Source organism: Pseudomonas sp. C2.3V (assembly GCF_058536325.1).
The window spans coordinates 193,032-208,831 of the sequence record NZ_JBZUBN010000001.1 but is presented as its reverse complement, the minus strand read 5'-3'; the positions used below and the strand labels follow the sequence as shown (position 1 = coordinate 208,831).

Genomic DNA, 15,800 nt, shown 5'->3' with positions numbered 1-15,800 from the left:
CTAGGCGGCTTTTTTATGCCTGATCTTCTTTTGGCACGTGCCAATTGACCCAGGCCGCTAACAGACCCAATGCAGAAGCCAGGGCCAATCCCAGACGAGGCGCTTCCTCAGGCCACAGATGCAGCAGGATGGCCAGCGCGGCGGCGCCCAGGGCCATGCCGGTTTGCCGTGCAGTCGCCTGCATACCGCCAGTCGCTCCGGTCCGGGAAGACGGCGTGGACGTCAGCATGACCCGGTTGTTGGGCACCTGGAAAAAGCCGAAGCCCAGCCCGCCGATGACCATGAAAGCCACCAGGGGGCCTTGTCCTTGTGCCAGCGGCCAGACCGCGGTAATTCCCAACCCCAGGGCGATACCCAATCCACCCAGCATGCACAGTGTCTGGGGGCGGTAACGATCCGCCAGACGCCCGGCGACCTGAGCGGCCACGGCCACCGTCAGCGGCCAGGACAGCATCAGCAAGGCTACGTGTACCGGTGTGAGCCCCAGCTGATGCTGCAGGTAAAACGGAATAGCCAGAAAGCACAGCATTTGTGCAGCGAACGAGCAGATGGACGCCATGATCGCATGGCGGAACGCTGAGTGTTCAAGCAGATCCACCGGCAGCAGCGGCGCCGTCTGACCCCGTTCACGACGTAACAACCCCCACAGGCAGCCGACCGCCACGAGCAATAGCGCAGCACCTTGCAGGGGCTCTACTGCCAGTCGCTCAAGCCCACCGATGGCACCGCAGAACAAGGCGACATTGAGCAGTGCGCTGAGTGGATCGATACGGCGTTGCGCCCGTGGGTTATCCGGCAAGGCCTTGAGCAGCATCAGAACAGCCAGTCCTATGGGCAGATTGATCGCAAACAGCCAGGGCCATCCACCCAAGGCCAGGATGCCGGCGCCCAGGCTGGGTGCCAGGGCTGATCCCAGGGCAACGCAAAGCGCATTGATACCGATGCCCCGTCCCAGCAGATGCCTGGGATAGGTCAGCTTTACGATGCCAGCGCTGACACACATGATGGCAGCAGCCCCAATGCCCTGAAGTGCTCGCGCCAGCACCAGCCAGAAGAGATCCGGCGCCAGGGCACACCCGAGCGACGCCAGGCTGAACAGACAGACCCCGGCGCCGAATACACGGCGCAGACTGATCCGCTCAGACAACGCTGCCAAGGGCAGCAGCAGGGCCACCAGCGCCAGCTGATAGGCACTGACGATCCAGACTGACTGCGCGGCGGAAACATCAAGTGCCTGGGCAATGGTAGGCAGCGCCAGATTGGCAATGCCCGAATCCAGAACTGTCATGCTGATGGCCGCCAGCAGCGCCGCAATGGCCTGATAGCGCCGGGGCGTTGGCAGGCCATCACGGCCCGCAGGAGCTGAGGAAGAGGTGGTTGTGTTCAATCTTCAAGCTTCACGTGCTGATCGCTTTCGCCGCGTTTCCAGTAGCCGGCTGCCTTGACCCATTCGCGAGGCAGTCCGTGCTGTTCGAGCATCACCTGCCGAGCGGCGCGTGCAGCACCGGCTTCACTGGCGATCCAGGCGTAGCCTTCACCTGCGGGCAGTTGCAATCGCGCCAGCGAGTCCGCCAGCGAATCACTCGTCGTCTCACGGTAGACCCAGATCAGCGTCACGGCCGCCTGACTCGGCAAGGGGATTTCGCCGCCTGGTCGGGCTACCTCTACCAGCGCAATAGCTGTCTTGTCGGCGGGCAGCTCCTCAAGACGGCGTGCCATGGCCGGCAGGGCCGTTTCGTCACCAGCCAGCAGATACCAGTCAAAGTCGCTGGGCGGAAGCATCGAGCCTCTGGGACCGCCAATAACGATCTCGTCACCCGGCTGGGCCTGGGCAGCCCACGCGGTGACTACACCTGTTTCGTGCAGGTAAAAGTCGATGTCGAGTTCACCGGTAGCAGAGTCATAGCGGCGCGGCGTGTAATGGCGGCCCACAAGTCTATCCAGCGGAACGCTGCGGATAGGCGCCCCATCGGCTGGGAGAAACAGTTTGATATGGTCATCGAAGGCCGGGCTGTTGAAATCCGCGAGATCCGGGCCGCCAAAGGTCAGGCGCAGCATATCGCCACCCAGGCTTTCACGGCGTACGACCTGGGCCCAGCGACGTTTGAGTTCATGGCGGACGCGCTGAAAAACGTGACGTGTACTGGAATCTGCCGTGCGGCTATGAAATGATGCAGTCATTAAAGAGGACCCATTCATTGAGGTTCCTCACTATATTCAAGATAAGTGATGCACCATGTCAACCATTTTTGAAATTGCCGAAGCCCTGCACGACATCAAGCGCAGCATGCGTCAGCATCTGGATAGCGCGCTGCAAGCCTCGGGGCTCTCGTTTGCCCGTTATAAGGTCATGAGCCTTCTGGATAAGCTAGGCCCCTGTCGCCCCGGTGTGCTTGCGGAACATTTGAAGCACGCGCCCCGCACCCTGACAGATGCCATTGATGCACTGGAACGTGACGGACTGGTTCGCCGTGAGCCCCACCCGGATGACCGCCGGGCGGTCCTGGTGTACCTGACTGATGCGGGCCGGCATGCGCTTACGCTCGCGCAGGCACCCCGTCGGCAGGCGTTGGAGGCTGTCTTTGCAGCGCTTGAAGCCGATGAGCAGGCGCAGCTGCTGCGCCTGCTAGGCAAGGTTCGTGACGCGAACCCGAAGGGAGGTTAACGGCCCGTTGGCAGGCTGAGCAGCAAAGCTGCCGTCTGCAGATCCGGCTCACCGTCGAATCGACCTGGGCGGTACTTCATCTGGAAGGCCGCAATCACATCGCGGGTCGCCTTGTCCAGCAGGCCGGTCTGCGGTACGGCATAACCAACACGGGCCAGCTGCTGCTGGAACCACGCAGGCGGAGGGAGAACGCCACCCAGGCTGGCCTGCCGCTGTGCGACCGTGGCCGGGGTTGGCCAGTTGATGATACCGGCAGCGGCCAGACGCGCCCAAGGGAACATCGGGCCCGGGTCCTGCTTGCGGGACGGTGCGATGTCGCTGTGGCCAATCACGGCATTCGGCCCCAGGCGGTGACGCTGCTGGATATCCTTGAGTAGCGGGATAAGCGCCTTGATCTGCTCTTCCGTGAAGGGATACCACTGACGTCCTGTGGGCGTGTCACGGAAGCCCAGGTTTACCATCTCGATCCCGATGGACGTCGCGTTGAGCCAGGTCCGCCCTTCCCACTCGCTCTCCCCGGCGTGCCAGGCACGGCGATTTTCGTCGACCAACCGGTAGATCGTGCCTTCCTGGTCAATCATGTAGTGGGCGCTTACACCGCCATGGGTCAGCATGGCCAGGGAGCGTTGCGAGTCCGATGCGGTGTAGTGCAGCACGATGTACTGCACACGACTGTCCTGATCCTTGGCCGTGTGGTCCGTATTGATGCGAAGCCCGCCGGCACAACCGGCGAGCAAGGTGCTGAAGAGCAATAACAAGGGCAGTAGCAGACGCATGACGCAAGAACCTCGGACAACTTTTGTAGGGTATGGCAGGCCGTCAGGCCAGCTCGATTCGGTTCCGCCCTCCGCGCTTGGCGCGGTAAAGCGCCTGATCCGCACGTTCGAAAGCCTGCTTGCTGCCTTCGCCTGTCTGGAACGCCGTGAGGCCGGCCGAGCAGGTTATGGTGACGCGCTCGCCCTTGAAATGAAATGGGCAGGCTTCAATGGCTGCACGTAACGCCTGAATCAGGGGCTCGCCCTCCTCCATGGACGTGTTAGGCAACAGGACGACAAATTCCTCTCCACCGAAGCGCGCAATAAAGTCGGTCCGCCGTAGCTTCTTGCTCAACTGGGTACCGATGATCTTGAGCACCTTGTCTCCCGCCAGATGGCCGAAATCATCGTTGACCCGCTTGAAGTGATCCACGTCGATCACTGCCAGCAGCAGACTGCTATGGTAACGCTGCCAAAGCGAGACTTCGGCATCCAGGCGCTCGGTCCAGGCCGCACGGTTAGGCAGGCCGGTCAGCGGATCGGTCAGAGCTTTCTTGCGCTGCTCTTCGACGTGGGAGCGATAGTCGTTGGCCTCCTGCTCCATGCTGACCACACGCTCCGAAAGCGTTTTCAGCCGCTCGGCCATTTCCAGCTCGCGTGCCTCACGCTGCTGCTGATACTGCTCCATGTGTGTCAGCATGCCATCCAGGCGGCTTTCCAGCGCCTTTTTCACATTATCCGGCTCAGCGGCTTCCTGCACATGAGTCTGCAGGTCGCTGACCTGCTCACGGAGCTCTTCGCTGAAGGAACGCTCTTGCTCACGAGCCTCGTCATGGCCTTCGTTGACCTGTTGCAGGTGATTCTGGAAGCTGTCCAGGCGCTGATTGAGCTGCTTGAGATAGCCCTCGAACTCGCGGTGACCCTGGTCGTTGAGCGAGAGCACCAAGCCTGACAGGTCATCCAGCAACGGCACCAGCTCATACCAGTTCAACCGTCCGAACATGCGCTGTCGCAAGGCTTCAGCCTGCGGTTTGTGGCTATCCGGCAGCTGCAGCTCGTCCAATAGATGAATCAGCGTTGCCTCGATGTGCGGAGCGATAGCGCTGTATCCAGGCTCTGGCGGTGGTGGCAGATCAAAATGGGACTCGTCTGACGTAACTTCAGCCGTAGCCATTTTAGACTGCTCGGCCTCAGCACTTTCCATGACTTGAGACGGCTCTTCTACTGCGGCTTCTAGCTCGGCGGGCTTCTCGTCTTCGACAGTAGCGGTTTCAATAGCAGTTTCTGTAGGCTCAGCGACCTCAAGCTTATCGGCCTCAGCCTCAACGGGTGTGCTGGCTGGCGTCTCGCTGGGTACATCCGGTGCGATGGCAGCAATCGGCGCAGCCTGAGCAGTCGGCTCGGCAAGCGGTTCCTGCTCGACCGCAGAGCTGGCTCCCTCGATCGGCACAGTGATAGGCGAGGGCTGAGGCGTCTCTGCTACGGGCAGTACGACTTGCTCAGGCGTAGCGGGCTCCGCAACCACTGGCAGGTCGGCAGCGTTCGAAGCCGGCTCGTCATCCAGGTCGTCTTCGTCATCCGCCTCGTCATGCGGGGCTGGTACGGGTTTGGCAACAACAGGCGCCTCCTCCTTTCCCTTACCCAGCAGCCGCTCCAGAAAACCAGGCTTATGGGGCTGGGCATTGGCCTGAGCTTCCAGGGCCTGACGCTGCAGTCGGCTCAACTCGATCACCAGTTTGGGGAAATCACCTGGCTGCTCGGCTGAATTAGCCGCCTTCTTGGCAAAGCGCTTCAGCGACTTGCGGATATCCCGAGGCAACGGTAGCGCCATCAGCATATGAGACAGGTCCGCAAAGGCCTTGGCCGCATGCTCGGCGCGCTCGCTACGGCGACGCTCCGACTCGAGCACGGTTTTCTCCAGACGCGGAATCATGCGCGAGAGCTCGTCGTCCATGTTCTCGTGGCGCAGGATATTGCGCAGATCATGGAGACACTCATCCACAGCCTTGTCGTTGCCTTCGGCTGCGATACTGGTGCGGGTCAGGCCACGGCGTACTAGGTCAAGACGCGCTTCCCAGCGCGCCTCCACTTCTTCCTGGCGCTCGACGACCTCCAGGTACTTGTTTTTCCAGCGTTCGAGATCGTCCTGGCTCATGTCAGGCCCCGAGAGAAGAGCATGGGTAAATCTAAAGCGTTATGCATGTTTTAGCAGACGCCACAGGTTGTATCGCTTCGATAAGGTTCATGGCAGTTGTAACGGCCGAAATAACCCGGCCTTTAACGTACACAGCAGAAGTGTGATACAGGTTGTAAATAGCGACAGATTTACGCCAGCTGGTTGGGCAGCATAGAAGATCCAGCCAGCAGCGCCGCCTGGAAGGGCCCGCCAGAATGGCAGGCCCGGCAGGGTATTACTTGGCGGCGCGTTCCTTCTGGATCAAGAAATCAGCCACTTGCAGGGCCTGGTCCGGACCACCTGCGCTACCCAAGTCAAAGCGGTATTTACCGTTGACGACCATGGTCGGAACGCCGCTGATCTGGTAGGCCATTGCCAGTTTCTTGTCCTTCTCGACCTGTCCCTTCACAGCGAAGGAATTGTAGGTGCTCAGGAATTTCTCGCGATCAACACCCTGATTGGCCAGAAAGTCCGCCATCTCCTCAGGAGTGGCCAGCTTCTGTTGGCCGTTATGAATGGTCGCAAAAATCGCCTCATGCACCTTCTGCTCGACGCCCATGGCTTCCAGCGTCACGAACAGCTGGCCATGAACGTTCCAGACACCACCAAACATGGCCGGCACGCGACGGAAACTCACATCGTCAGGCAGCTTTTTGGCCCAGGCATTCAACGTCGGCTCGAAGGCATAGCAGTGCGGGCAGCCATACCAGAACAGTTCGACCACTTCGATCTTGCCCGGTGTAGCCACTGGGACCGGGTTGCTCATTTCCGTGTATTGTTTGCCAGCCTCAATCTCCTGGGCGTTGGCAAACGTACCAAACAGGCCGGAAAAGGCTAATACAGCGGTAAGAATCAGGTTACGCATTAATCTACTCCTGGGCTGAAAGGCCATGCTGCGAAGCCCGCAGCAGGCAGGCCACGCCGGATAAAGCCATGCTTCAATCGAAGCGTGCGACGGGGTCTGCCATTGTAGCGGTCATAACCACCAAAATGACGGCTGGTGCGGCGCTTTTTAACGTGACATTCAGGCTTGATTCAACTTCTCAACGCGTCCACCCAATGGGATGCACCGTAAACAGCTCTAGTGCAATCCTTCAATATAGGTTGCCAAGGCTGAAATATCCTGGTCAGACAGCTTGCCGGCAATGCTGCGCATTATCATGGCTTCGCCATCATTGGCGCGCTGTCCTTCGCGAAAAGCGGTCAGCTGCTTGAGGGTATAAGCGGCGTGCTGGCCTGAAAGCAAGGGAAAGCCGGCCTGGCGATTGCCGACACCATCCGGCGCATGACAGCCCGTACAGGCAGGCAGACCCGTCTCCAGACGTCCGCCTCGATAAAGCGCTTCGCCAGCAGCCACAAGCGCAGGGTCAGCGGCGCCGATCACTGGCTTCTGGGAGGCAAAATAGGCCGCCAGGTCTTCTATATCCTGATCGCTCAGGCCTGGCATGAACGCCATCATTTCAGGCACGGGCCGGGCGCCGCTCTTGATATCGTGGAGCTGTTTGATCAGATAGCGCTCGCCCTGACCGGCAATCTTGGGAAAATTGGGTATAGGGCTGTTACCATCGGGACCATGGCAGGCACCACAGACCATCGACTTGCTTTGTCCGGCGGCAACATCGCCTGCGGCCTGGGCCGTCATGCTGATTCCCAGGGTGAGCAAAAGGCTCACCATCAGTGTTTTCATCCGTCGATCCATTACGCCTGTGTACGGGACGCAAGCCAGCCTGCTCGACCCCAGGCATACTATGCGTACAGAATCTGCATCATTCTATAGAGACGGCTCCGCTGAGCGAAAGCGGGAGTCGCAGCGCTGCGGCGCCATCGAGACCTACTATGACGTTCAAAAACCCTATTATCGGCCTTTGCCAACAAGCGACCTACCAGATCAGCGCCACCCGGGTGGACCAGTGCCCGCCGGATATTGGCTACGAAGTCGCCTTTGCCGGCCGCTCTAACGCGGGCAAATCCAGTGCACTCAATACCCTGACCCATGCCAGCCTGGCCCGTACCTCCAAAACCCCTGGCCGTACCCAGATGCTCAACTTTTTCCAGTTGGATGAGGAGCGACGTCTGGTCGACCTGCCTGGCTATGGCTATGCCAAGGTCCCGATTCCGCTCAAACAGCACTGGCAGCAGCACCTGGAAGCCTATCTGGGCAGCCGTGAGAGCCTTGTGGGTATCGTCTTGCTGATGGATATACGCCACCCACTGACCGAGTTTGACCTCCTGATGCTGGACTGGGGCAAGGCAAGCCATATGCCGATCCATGTTCTGTTGACCAAGGCCGACAAGCTGGCTTTTGGCGCAGCCAAGAATGCACTGCTCAAGGTGCAGCGCGACATCAAGAAAGGCTGGGGCGACAACGCCAGCGTACAGCTGTTCTCGGCTCCCAAGCGCCAGGGGATTGAAGAAGCCCACAAGGTGTTGGCTCAATGGCTGGGGCTGCTTGAGGACGAAGCGGCCAACGACGTGGAATAAGCACAGGAGCATGGCGCACTGAATTGTGGGTGCGCCATAGGCTGGCAGCACATGTCCATCGAAGCGCTACCGCTCTTGTTCAGGCAAAAACCTCTGCCGCACTTTTCCAGACGCAAAAAAAACCCCGATCTTCATTGGGGAGGGGAAAAGATCGGGGTTTAAGTTCGGACCGCTAGGGCGGGGTCCGTTAATCTGCCAACACTAAACAGCAAAGGAGCATCGAAGGGCTTCTCCAAGCCATTCACAAAATCAGACAGAACGGCTTCACAAAAGTTCTCCGTTCATCGAAAAAATGTCATAACCGCTTGTTATTTTTTCGAAGACTCATTCCTGAACCTCAAGATACTGGCCAATTCGCTCCTTTTAGCCACTATTTCGCCATAAAAGGCTACAAAAGGCCCCAGCGGAGCCTTCTGCGTTGCCCTCTTAGTGCGCCTCGTCCCAGTTACAGCCAACGCCTGCTTCCACCAGCAGCGGTACGTCCAGTTCAGCCGCACCACTCATCAATGGGCAGAGTTCTTCACGGACGGTCTCGACGAGATCTTCCCGTACTTCCAGTACCAGTTCGTCGTGTACCTGCAAAATGACGCGGGCATCAATACCCGAACGCTGTAGCCAGTCATCCACACGCACCATGGCGCGCTTCATGATGTCTGCCGCCGTGCCCTGCATGGGTGCGTTGATCGCCGCACGTTCGGCACCACGACGGATGTTCTGGTTCTTGGAGTGAATATCCGGCAGGTACAGACGGCGGCCAAACAGCGTTTCCACATAGCCCTGATCCACGACCTGGGCGCGGGTGCGCTCCATGTAGGCCAGCACGCCGGGGTAACGCAGGAAGTATCGGTCGATATAGGCCTGGGCCTCCTTGCGATCCACACCGATCTGCTTGGCCAGGCCAAACGAACTCATGCCGTAGATCAAGCCAAAGTTGATCGCCTTGGCGCGGCGACGCTGCTCGTTGGTTACCTCGTCCAGGCTTACGCCCATGACTTCGGCAGCCGTGGCACGATGTACGTCCAGGTCGTTCTGGAATGCATGCAAAAGGCCTTCGTCCTGGGCCAGATGCGCCATGATGCGCAGCTCAATCTGCGAATAGTCCGCCGCCATCAGCTTGTATCCCTTGGGCGCGATAAAGGCCTGACGGATGCGGCGGCCCTCGGCGGTGCGGATCGGGATATTCTGCAGGTTCGGGTCAGACGAAGACAGCCGTCCCGTCGCCGTCACCGCCTGATGATAAGAGGTGTGGATACGCCCGGTGTGCGGGTTGATCTGCTGGGGCAGCTTGTCGGTATAGGTGCTCTTGAGCTTGCTCATCGAGCGGTGCTGCATGATGACCTTGGGCAGTGGGTAGTCCTGATCAGCCAACTCCTGAAGCACCGCTTCAGCCGTGGACGGCTGGCCGGACGCGGTCTTGGATACCACCGGCAGGCCTAGCTTCACAAACAGGATCTCGCCGAGCTGCTTGGGCGAGCCCAGGTTGAACTCCTGGCCGGCCAATTCGTAGGCCTCTTTTTCCAGGGCGATCATCTTTTCACCCAGCTCGCGGCTCTGCACGCCAAGCAGATCGCGGTCCACATAGGCCCCGTTCTGCTCGATACGCGCCAGTACCGGCACCAGTGGCATCTCGATGTCTTTCAGCACACTGGCCAGCGCCGGAACGGCCTCCAGCTTGGGCCAGAGGGCCTGATGCAGGCGCAGGGTAACGTCAGCATCTTCGGCGGCGTAAGGGCCGGCCTGCTCCAGGGCAATCTGGTCGAAGGTCAGCTGCTTGGCGCCCTTGCCGGCAATGTCCTCGAAGCGGATGGTGCTATGGCCAAGATATTTGAGCGCCAGGCTGTCCATGTCATGACGGGTGGCGGTGGCGTCCAGCACGTAGGATTCGAGCATGGTGTCGAAGGCAATGCCGCGCAGGGTGATGCCATAGCGGGCAAAGACGTTCTTGTCGTACTTGCCGTGCTGCATGATCTTGAGCTTGGTCTCGTCTTCCAGCAATGGCTTGAGCGCAGCCAGTACGGCGTCACGGTCAAGCTGGGCGGGCGCCCCCATGTAATTGTGCGCAACCGGCACATAGGCCGCCTCGCCTGCTGTTACCGCGAACGAGATACCGGCCAGATCCGCCTGATGAGCGTCCAGGCTGTTGGTTTCGGTGTCCAGGGCAAACAGGTCGGCCGCCTTCAGCTTTTCCAGCCAGGCGTCGAATTCGTCCTGGGTCAGGACCGTTTGGTAATCGAGCTCCAGTGTCGCCTGCTCGCTTTCACCCAGTGGCAGCGGTTCGCCGCTGTCCTTGGCCTCCCGCAGCAGGTCGTCCAGCCAGGATTTGAATTCCATTTCCTTGTACAGGGCGATCAGCGCTTCGCGGTGAGGTTCCTCCGGCATCAGCTCATCGAATTTTACGTCGAGCGGAACATCGATCTTGATGGTTGCCAGCTGATACGAAAGATACGCCTGATCGCGGTGCTGCTCGAGCTTGGCCGCCAGCGACTTGGCGCCGCGGATCGGTAGCGTAGCCACCTTGTCCAAATTGGCATACAGCGCGTCCAGGCCGCCGCCAATCCCGTTGAGCAGGCCACAGGCCGTCTTCTCGCCAATGCCCGGTACGCCGGGAATGTTGTCGATCTTGTCGCCCATGAGTGCCAGGAAGTCGATAATGTGCTCAGGCCCCACACCAAACTTCTCCTTCACACCCTCGACGTCCAGCACGCTGCCGCTCATGGTGTTGACCAGCGTGACATGCTCGCAGACCAGCTGGGCCATGTCCTTGTCGCCTGTGGAAATCACCACCGGACGAGAAGCGGCTGCGCAGCTGCGGGCCAAAGTGCCGATCACATCGTCCGCCTCGACACCTTCCACATTGAGCAGCGGCAGGCCCAGGGCGCGAATGCAGGCGTGTAGCGGCTCGACCTGACTGCGCAGGTCATCGGGCATGGCCGGGCGATGGGCCTTGTAGTCGGCGAAGAGTTCATCGCGGAACGTTGGGCCCTTGGCATCGAAGACTACGGCAAAGGGGCTGTCCGGGTATTGTCTGCGCAGGGACAGCAGCATGTTGAGGACGCCTTTCACGGCGCCGGTCGGCCGGCCGGTCGATGTCATCAACGGCGGCAGGGCATGGAAGGCACGGTAGAGATAGGAGGAACCGTCCACCAGGACGAGAGGCGCTTGGCTCATGAGCGAGATCAACCTTTTCGCGAGGCCTAGAGGTAGAATTTCCTCTGACCTATTCAAAAGGACAAGGTTACCATGCGAGTGCTCAGCAGACTTTTACTCATCGGTCTTTTAGCTGCCCCCATCGTACCCGTACTGGCCCAGGAGGACCCTTCGCCCGAGCCGGACGTGACCATCCGTCATGATGGCGACAAGACCATCCAGGAATACCGCGTGAACGGTTTTCTGTATGCCATCAAAATCACTCCCAAGCACGGCAAGCCGTATTTTCTGGTGCGCGCCGATGGCGACAGCAATTTCATCCGCTCGGACCAGCCCGACATGCTGATTCCCCAATGGGAAATCTTCCGCTGGTGATTTTATTCGGCCCTGTCGGTACGGGTGGCTGTTCCTCAGGCGGCAGCAGGCGGTAAACTGCCCGCCGTTTTTCGGCTTGCAGGCCGTTCTCGTCCATGACGCTTTGAGGAAAGCTTCACCCCATGTCCGTCTTTACCCCGCTCGACCGCCCGACGCTTGAAGCTTTCCTGGCAGACTACGGCCTTGGCCGCCTGCGCGACTTTCACGGTATTGCCGAAGGGTCCGAGAACACCAACTACTTTATCAGCCTGGAAGGCGGTGAGTTCGTGCTAACGCTGGTCGAGCGCGGTCCGGCAGCCGATCTGCCGTTTTTCATCCAGCTCCTGGATGTGCTGCATGAAGCCGATCTGCCAGTGCCGTATGCGCTGCGCACCGAGGCGGGAGACGGGCTACGGACCCTGAAGGGCAAGCCTGCCCTGTTGCAGCCGCGGCTACCGGGCAAGCATGAGCGCGCACCGAACCCTCATCACTGCCAGGAAGTCGGCTCGCTGCTGGCCTGCATCCACTTGGCAACACGCGATCGAATCATCGAGCGCCCAAGCGACCGGGGTCTTGCCTGGATGCTGGAGCAGGGCCCACAACTGGCAAACGAGCTACCCGAATCGGCCCAGGCGATGTTGCATAACACACTGGATGAGATTCGCGCGCTGCAGGAGCGAAACCCCAGCCTGCCATGCGCCAACCTGCATGCCGACCTGTTCCGCGACAACGTGATGTTCGACGGGCCGCACCTGTCTGGCGTAATCGACTTCTACAATGCCTGCTCAGGCTGGATGCTCTATGACCTCGCCATCACGGTGAATGACTGGTGCTCCCGCGAAGACGGCTCGCTCGACGAGCCGCGCGCCCGCTCATTACTGGCCGCCTATGCCGCCAAGCGCCGCTTCACGCCGCTCGAAGTCGAACTCTGGCCGGTCATGCTGCGGATTGCCTGTGTACGCTTCTGGCTGTCCCGCCTGATTGCCGCCAAGGCCTTTGCCGGTCAGGATGTGCTGATCCACGACCCTGCCGAGTTCGAGCACCGTCTCGCCCAGCGCCAGAGTGTTGCGCTGCGGCTCCCCATGTCGCTGTAAGCTCTTCGAGGGCTTCGTCCTGTGTACGAAGCCCCTGCCTCAACGACTCAGCTAGTCAAAATCGCCTTTGCCTAAATTTTACCCAGGCAATCCGTCAGCTTGCCCGTCAGGTTGGTCAGCAGCGTCTCATAACCGGAGGCATTGACTGGCGCATCAGCGCCCAGCGGATCCAGTTCGGACAGCGTGACTGGCAGGCCCTGGCTTAGCGTATCGGCCAGACGTGGGCGCAGCGGCGGCTCGGTAAAGACACAAGTGGGCCCGGCGCTCTTGAGCATGGCGCGCATGGCGGCAACATGGCGGGCGCCCGGCTGCACATCCCCACTGATGGCAAATACACCACGGTGTGACAGGCCGTAGGCTTCCTCGAGGTAGTCGAAGGCCTCATGGAAGACGAAATACGGCTTGCCGATCAAGGGCGTCAGATCCTGCTTGAGCTGGCCATCGAGGCGGTCGAGCCGCTGATTGAAGGCTGCCAGATTCGCCTTGTAGCGGTCGGCGTTGGCACTGTCCTGGGCCGAAAGATCAGCTGCCATCCTGGCAGCGATCACACGTGCGTTGTTCAGCGAGAGCCAGAGATGCGCATCGATGGAGCCGGGACGATGGTCATGGTCGTGCTCGAAAGCTTCGTCATGGCCATGGTCGTGTTCGTGATCTGCTTCGGCGCTGAAATTGACGAAGCGCCGCAGGTGCAGATCAGGTAGCTCCTGTATAGCGACGCTGGGCTTGTCCCGGCCGGGCAGCACATCCTTGAGAAAGACTTCCATGTCCGGCCCTACCCAATAGAACAGCTGCGCCTCGCGGATGCGCCGTATGTCGGAAGGCCGCAGGGCGTAGTTATGCGGGGAGGCGCCTGGTGGCAGAAGGACATCGGGCGTATCGACACCCTCTTGCACCGCCGCGGCAATCAGCTGCAAGGGTTTAATGCTGGTCAGTACGTTGACCTCGGCATGGGCCGAGGCTGCAAAAGCGGTCAGGCCGAACAGAGCGCCGGCAATCAGGGATCGGATCACGGAAGGGTCTCAAAGCAGTACGTTTGCAATATAATAACGTCCCTATTCATAAACGGCTCATTTCAATGACGAGTATCCCTCTGGCTTCTCGCCCGCATGACCATTCCCATTGCGTCACCCATGCGCTGGGTGAGGCTGAATCGCTGTGCACGAAGTCCGGTGTACGCCTGACCGACCTGCGCCGCCGCGTGCTGGAGCTGGTCTGGCAAAGCCACAAGCCGCTCGGGGCCTATGACATCCTGGCGGTTCTCAGCGAGCAGGACGGCCGCCGTGCTGCACCGCCGACCGTTTATCGTGCGCTGGATTTCCTGCTCGAAAACGGCCTGGTGCACCGCATCGCCTCCCTGAACGCCTTTATTGGCTGCAATCACCCAGGGCATGCCCACCAGGGTCAGTTCCTGATCTGCCGCCATTGCCATGTGGCGATCGAGCTTGAACAGCCTGCCATTCATGAGGCTATTCAGGCAGGTGCCGGCACGGTCGGCTTCAAGGTCGAAGGCCAGACGGTCGAAGTCATCGGCCTCTGCTCTGCCTGCCAGGACGCTCAATGAGCGATGCGCTGATCCAGCTGTCCGATGTGGGCGTGCGCTTTTCCGGGCAGAACATTCTTGATCAGGTAAACCTGACCCTCACGCGTGGCGAAATCGTCACGCTGATCGGGCCCAACGGGGCCGGCAAGACAACACTGGTGCGCACCGTACTGGGTCTGCTCAAGCCGGATACTGGCAGCGTCTGGCGTCAGCCACGCCTGACGATTGGCTACATGCCGCAAAAGCTGCACGTAGATGCAACGCTTCCGCTCTCTGTACTGCGTTTTCTCCGGCTCGTGCCGGGTGTAGACCGTACAAGTGCCGCCAGCGCCCTGGCCGAGGTAGGTGCAGATCACTTACTCGACAGCCCCTTGCAAACCATTTCCGGAGGCGAGTTGCAGCGCGTGCTGCTGGCCCGTGCGCTCTTGCGCAAGCCCGAGCTGCTAGTGCTCGACGAGCCGGTCCAGGGTGTGGACGTAAGCGGTCAGGCGGAGCTCTATCGGCTCATTACCCAATTACGCAACCGCTACGGCTGTGGCGTGCTGATGGTTTCCCATGACCTGCATCTGGTCATGAGCACCACTGATCAGGTCGTCTGCCTGAATCATCACATCTGCTGCTCCGGCCATCCTGAGCAGGTCAGCGGCGATCCGGCCTTTGTCGAACTGTTCGGCCAGGACGCGCGCAGCCTCGCGATCTACCACCATCACCACGACCATGCCCATGAACTGCATGGCGGCGTCGTGATGAAACCCCACGTCCATGGTGAACACTGCAAGCATGGCTGATTTTCTTCTTTACGCCTTGCTCGCCGGGCTTGCATTGGCGATTGTTGCCGGGCCGCTGGGCTCGTTCGTGGTCTGGCGACGTATGGCCTATTTTGGCGACACCCTTTCCCACGCAGCCCTGCTCGGTGTGGCGATGGGCTTTTTGCTTGATGTCAGCCCGACCCTGGCGGTTACCGTTGGCTGCGTCGTTCTGGCTGTCCTCCTGGTATTGCTCCAACGCCGCCGGGGCCTGGCCGCCGATACGCTGCTGGGCATCATGTCCCACAGCACCTTGTCGCTAGGCCTGGTGGCTTTGTCCTTCATGAAGGACGTACGGATCGACCTGATGAGCTATCTCTTTGGGGATCTGCTTGCCGTCAGCCAGAGCGATCTGTGGTGGATTCTGATCGGCAGCGTGATCGTACTGGCCGCGCTGGCCGCACTCTGGCGACCCCTGCTGGCCATTACCGTCCACGAGGAGCTGGCTCAGGTGGAAGGCCTGCCGGTCACGGCAATCCGTATGGCCCTGATGCTACTCATTGCCATCGTGATTGCGGTCGCGATGAAAATCGTCGGCGTCCTGCTGATCACGTCGCTGCTCATCATTCCCGCCGCTGCCGCGCAGCGCCATGCCCGCAGTCCTGAGCAGATGGCCTTTGGCGCCAGTGTGCTGGGTATCATTGCAGTGTGTCTGGGCCTATCGCTGTCGTGGTATCAGGACACGCCTGCCGGTCCATCCATCGTGGTCTCGGCCGCAGCGCTCTTCCTGCTCAGCTTTACCCTGCCCCGACGGGCGTAAGCGTCACTGGACCTGAAAAGCC

At 60.2% G+C, this 15,800-nt stretch carries 15 protein-coding genes; 7 read left to right on the top strand and 8 right to left on the bottom strand.

Features of this window, described 5'->3' with window-relative positions:
• Positions 1 to 13: 13 nt before the first annotated feature.
• Positions 14 to 1,387, bottom strand: coding sequence for an MFS transporter (locus AC4LF3_RS01035; protein WP_491834632.1), 1,374 nt, complete (start codon positions 1,385 to 1,387; stop codon positions 14 to 16).
• Positions 1,384 to 2,181, bottom strand: a complete 798-nt coding sequence (locus AC4LF3_RS01030; RefSeq protein ID WP_491834631.1) for a siderophore-interacting protein — start codon at positions 2,179 to 2,181, stop codon at positions 1,384 to 1,386. Before AC4LF3_RS01030 ends, AC4LF3_RS01035 begins: the two co-directional genes overlap by 4 nt.
• Positions 2,182 to 2,236: 55 nt before the next feature.
• On the opposite strand from AC4LF3_RS01030, the gene AC4LF3_RS01025 reads away from it, so the two are divergent.
• Positions 2,237 to 2,665 carry a MarR family winged helix-turn-helix transcriptional regulator gene (locus tag AC4LF3_RS01025; protein WP_239382367.1) on the top strand — a complete coding sequence of 143 codons (429 nt, stop codon included), beginning with the start codon at positions 2,237 to 2,239 and terminating at the stop codon, positions 2,663 to 2,665.
• On the opposite strand, the gene AC4LF3_RS01020 is transcribed toward AC4LF3_RS01025, so the two are convergent.
• From AC4LF3_RS01020 to AC4LF3_RS01005, 4 genes are all read right to left on the bottom strand, one after another.
• A complete protein-coding gene (locus AC4LF3_RS01020) occupies positions 2,662 to 3,441 on the bottom strand; it encodes an N-acetylmuramoyl-L-alanine amidase (RefSeq protein ID WP_239382369.1) in 780 nt (259 codons plus the stop codon). The genes AC4LF3_RS01025 and AC4LF3_RS01020 overlap by 4 nt on opposite strands.
• 43 nt (positions 3,442 to 3,484) lie before the next feature.
• A complete protein-coding gene (locus tag AC4LF3_RS01015) occupies positions 3,485 to 5,575 on the bottom strand; it encodes a GGDEF domain-containing protein (protein ID WP_491834630.1) in 2,091 nt (696 codons plus the stop codon).
• Positions 5,576 to 5,831: 256 nt separating this feature from the next.
• Complete coding sequence (locus AC4LF3_RS01010; protein ID WP_010796554.1) at positions 5,832 to 6,461, bottom strand: thiol:disulfide interchange protein DsbA/DsbL; 630 nt, start codon at positions 6,459 to 6,461, stop codon at positions 5,832 to 5,834.
• A 216-nt stretch (positions 6,462 to 6,677) separates the two neighbouring features.
• Entirely contained in the window at positions 6,678 to 7,283 is a 606-nt protein-coding gene (locus AC4LF3_RS01005) for a c-type cytochrome (protein ID WP_491834629.1), read from the bottom strand.
• A gap of 149 nt (positions 7,284 to 7,432) precedes the next feature.
• On the opposite strand from AC4LF3_RS01005, the gene yihA reads away from it, so the two are divergent.
• Positions 7,433 to 8,077: a ribosome biogenesis GTP-binding protein YihA/YsxC gene (gene yihA, locus AC4LF3_RS01000; protein ID WP_010796552.1), complete on the top strand. Its 645-nt coding sequence runs from the start codon at positions 7,433 to 7,435 to the stop codon at positions 8,075 to 8,077.
• A 426-nt stretch (positions 8,078 to 8,503) separates the two neighbouring features.
• Here yihA and polA read toward each other — a convergent pair whose 3' ends face one another.
• Positions 8,504 to 11,245, bottom strand: a complete 2,742-nt coding sequence (gene polA, locus AC4LF3_RS00995; protein ID WP_491834628.1) for a DNA polymerase I — start codon at positions 11,243 to 11,245, stop codon at positions 8,504 to 8,506.
• A gap of 72 nt (positions 11,246 to 11,317) precedes the next feature.
• On the opposite strand from polA, the gene AC4LF3_RS00990 reads away from it, so the two are divergent.
• Together AC4LF3_RS00990 and AC4LF3_RS00985 are read left to right on the top strand one after the other, a co-directional pair.
• Positions 11,318 to 11,599 (top strand): DUF2782 domain-containing protein, encoded by a 282-nt coding sequence (locus AC4LF3_RS00990; protein ID WP_122041085.1) that lies wholly within the window; start codon positions 11,318 to 11,320, stop codon positions 11,597 to 11,599.
• A gap of 122 nt (positions 11,600 to 11,721) precedes the next feature.
• Positions 11,722 to 12,672: a homoserine kinase gene (locus tag AC4LF3_RS00985; RefSeq protein WP_491834627.1), complete on the top strand. Its 951-nt coding sequence runs from the start codon at positions 11,722 to 11,724 to the stop codon at positions 12,670 to 12,672.
• Between the two features lie 71 nt (positions 12,673 to 12,743).
• Here AC4LF3_RS00985 and AC4LF3_RS00980 read toward each other — a convergent pair whose 3' ends face one another.
• A complete protein-coding gene (locus tag AC4LF3_RS00980) occupies positions 12,744 to 13,679 on the bottom strand; it encodes a zinc ABC transporter substrate-binding protein (protein ID WP_491836229.1) in 936 nt (311 codons plus the stop codon).
• A 68-nt stretch (positions 13,680 to 13,747) separates the two neighbouring features.
• On the opposite strand from AC4LF3_RS00980, the gene AC4LF3_RS00975 reads away from it, so the two are divergent.
• From AC4LF3_RS00975 to znuB, 3 genes are read left to right on the top strand one after another with little or no spacing between them, the layout of a single operon-like run.
• The gene (locus AC4LF3_RS00975) at positions 13,748 to 14,233 is read left to right on the top strand and encodes a Fur family transcriptional regulator (protein ID WP_010796547.1); all 486 of its coding nucleotides are present in this window, start codon (positions 13,748 to 13,750) and stop codon (positions 14,231 to 14,233) included.
• Positions 14,230 to 15,000 carry a zinc ABC transporter ATP-binding protein ZnuC gene (znuC, locus tag AC4LF3_RS00970; protein ID WP_010796546.1) on the top strand — a complete coding sequence of 257 codons (771 nt, stop codon included), beginning with the start codon at positions 14,230 to 14,232 and terminating at the stop codon, positions 14,998 to 15,000. The genes AC4LF3_RS00975 and znuC overlap by 4 nt, the downstream gene beginning before the upstream one ends.
• Positions 14,993 to 15,778, top strand: coding sequence for a zinc ABC transporter permease subunit ZnuB (gene znuB, locus AC4LF3_RS00965; RefSeq protein WP_312271280.1), 786 nt, complete (start codon positions 14,993 to 14,995; stop codon positions 15,776 to 15,778). The genes znuC and znuB overlap by 8 nt, the downstream gene beginning before the upstream one ends.
• Positions 15,779 to 15,800 lie beyond the last annotated feature (22 nt).

What these genes read in the sequence shown, in the direction of transcription:
- AC4LF3_RS00985 (WP_491834627.1), top strand. Translation starts at nt 11,722, where the DNA reads ATGTCCGTCTTTACCCCGCTCGACCGCCCGACGCTTGAAGCTTTCCTG.
- znuB (WP_312271280.1), top strand. Translation starts at nt 14,993, where the DNA reads ATGGCTGATTTTCTTCTTTACGCCTTGCTCGCCGGGCTTGCATTGGCG.
- AC4LF3_RS01005 (WP_491834629.1), bottom strand. Translation starts at nt 7,283, where the DNA reads ATGAAAACACTGATGGTGAGCCTTTTGCTCACCCTGGGAATCAGCATG.
- znuC (WP_010796546.1), top strand. Translation starts at nt 14,230, where the DNA reads ATGAGCGATGCGCTGATCCAGCTGTCCGATGTGGGCGTGCGCTTTTCC.
- AC4LF3_RS01015 (WP_491834630.1), bottom strand. Translation starts at nt 5,575, where the DNA reads ATGAGCCAGGACGATCTCGAACGCTGGAAAAACAAGTACCTGGAGGTC.
- AC4LF3_RS01010 (WP_010796554.1), bottom strand. Translation starts at nt 6,461, where the DNA reads ATGCGTAACCTGATTCTTACCGCTGTATTAGCCTTTTCCGGCCTGTTT.
- AC4LF3_RS01025 (WP_239382367.1), top strand. Translation starts at nt 2,237, where the DNA reads ATGTCAACCATTTTTGAAATTGCCGAAGCCCTGCACGACATCAAGCGC.
- polA (WP_491834628.1), bottom strand. Translation starts at nt 11,245, where the DNA reads ATGAGCCAAGCGCCTCTCGTCCTGGTGGACGGTTCCTCCTATCTCTAC.
- yihA (WP_010796552.1), top strand. Translation starts at nt 7,433, where the DNA reads ATGACGTTCAAAAACCCTATTATCGGCCTTTGCCAACAAGCGACCTAC.
- AC4LF3_RS00990 (WP_122041085.1), top strand. Translation starts at nt 11,318, where the DNA reads ATGCGAGTGCTCAGCAGACTTTTACTCATCGGTCTTTTAGCTGCCCCC.
- AC4LF3_RS01020 (WP_239382369.1), bottom strand. Translation starts at nt 3,441, where the DNA reads ATGCGTCTGCTACTGCCCTTGTTATTGCTCTTCAGCACCTTGCTCGCC.
- AC4LF3_RS00975 (WP_010796547.1), top strand. Translation starts at nt 13,748, where the DNA reads ATGACGAGTATCCCTCTGGCTTCTCGCCCGCATGACCATTCCCATTGC.
- AC4LF3_RS01030 (WP_491834631.1), bottom strand. Translation starts at nt 2,181, where the DNA reads ATGACTGCATCATTTCATAGCCGCACGGCAGATTCCAGTACACGTCAC.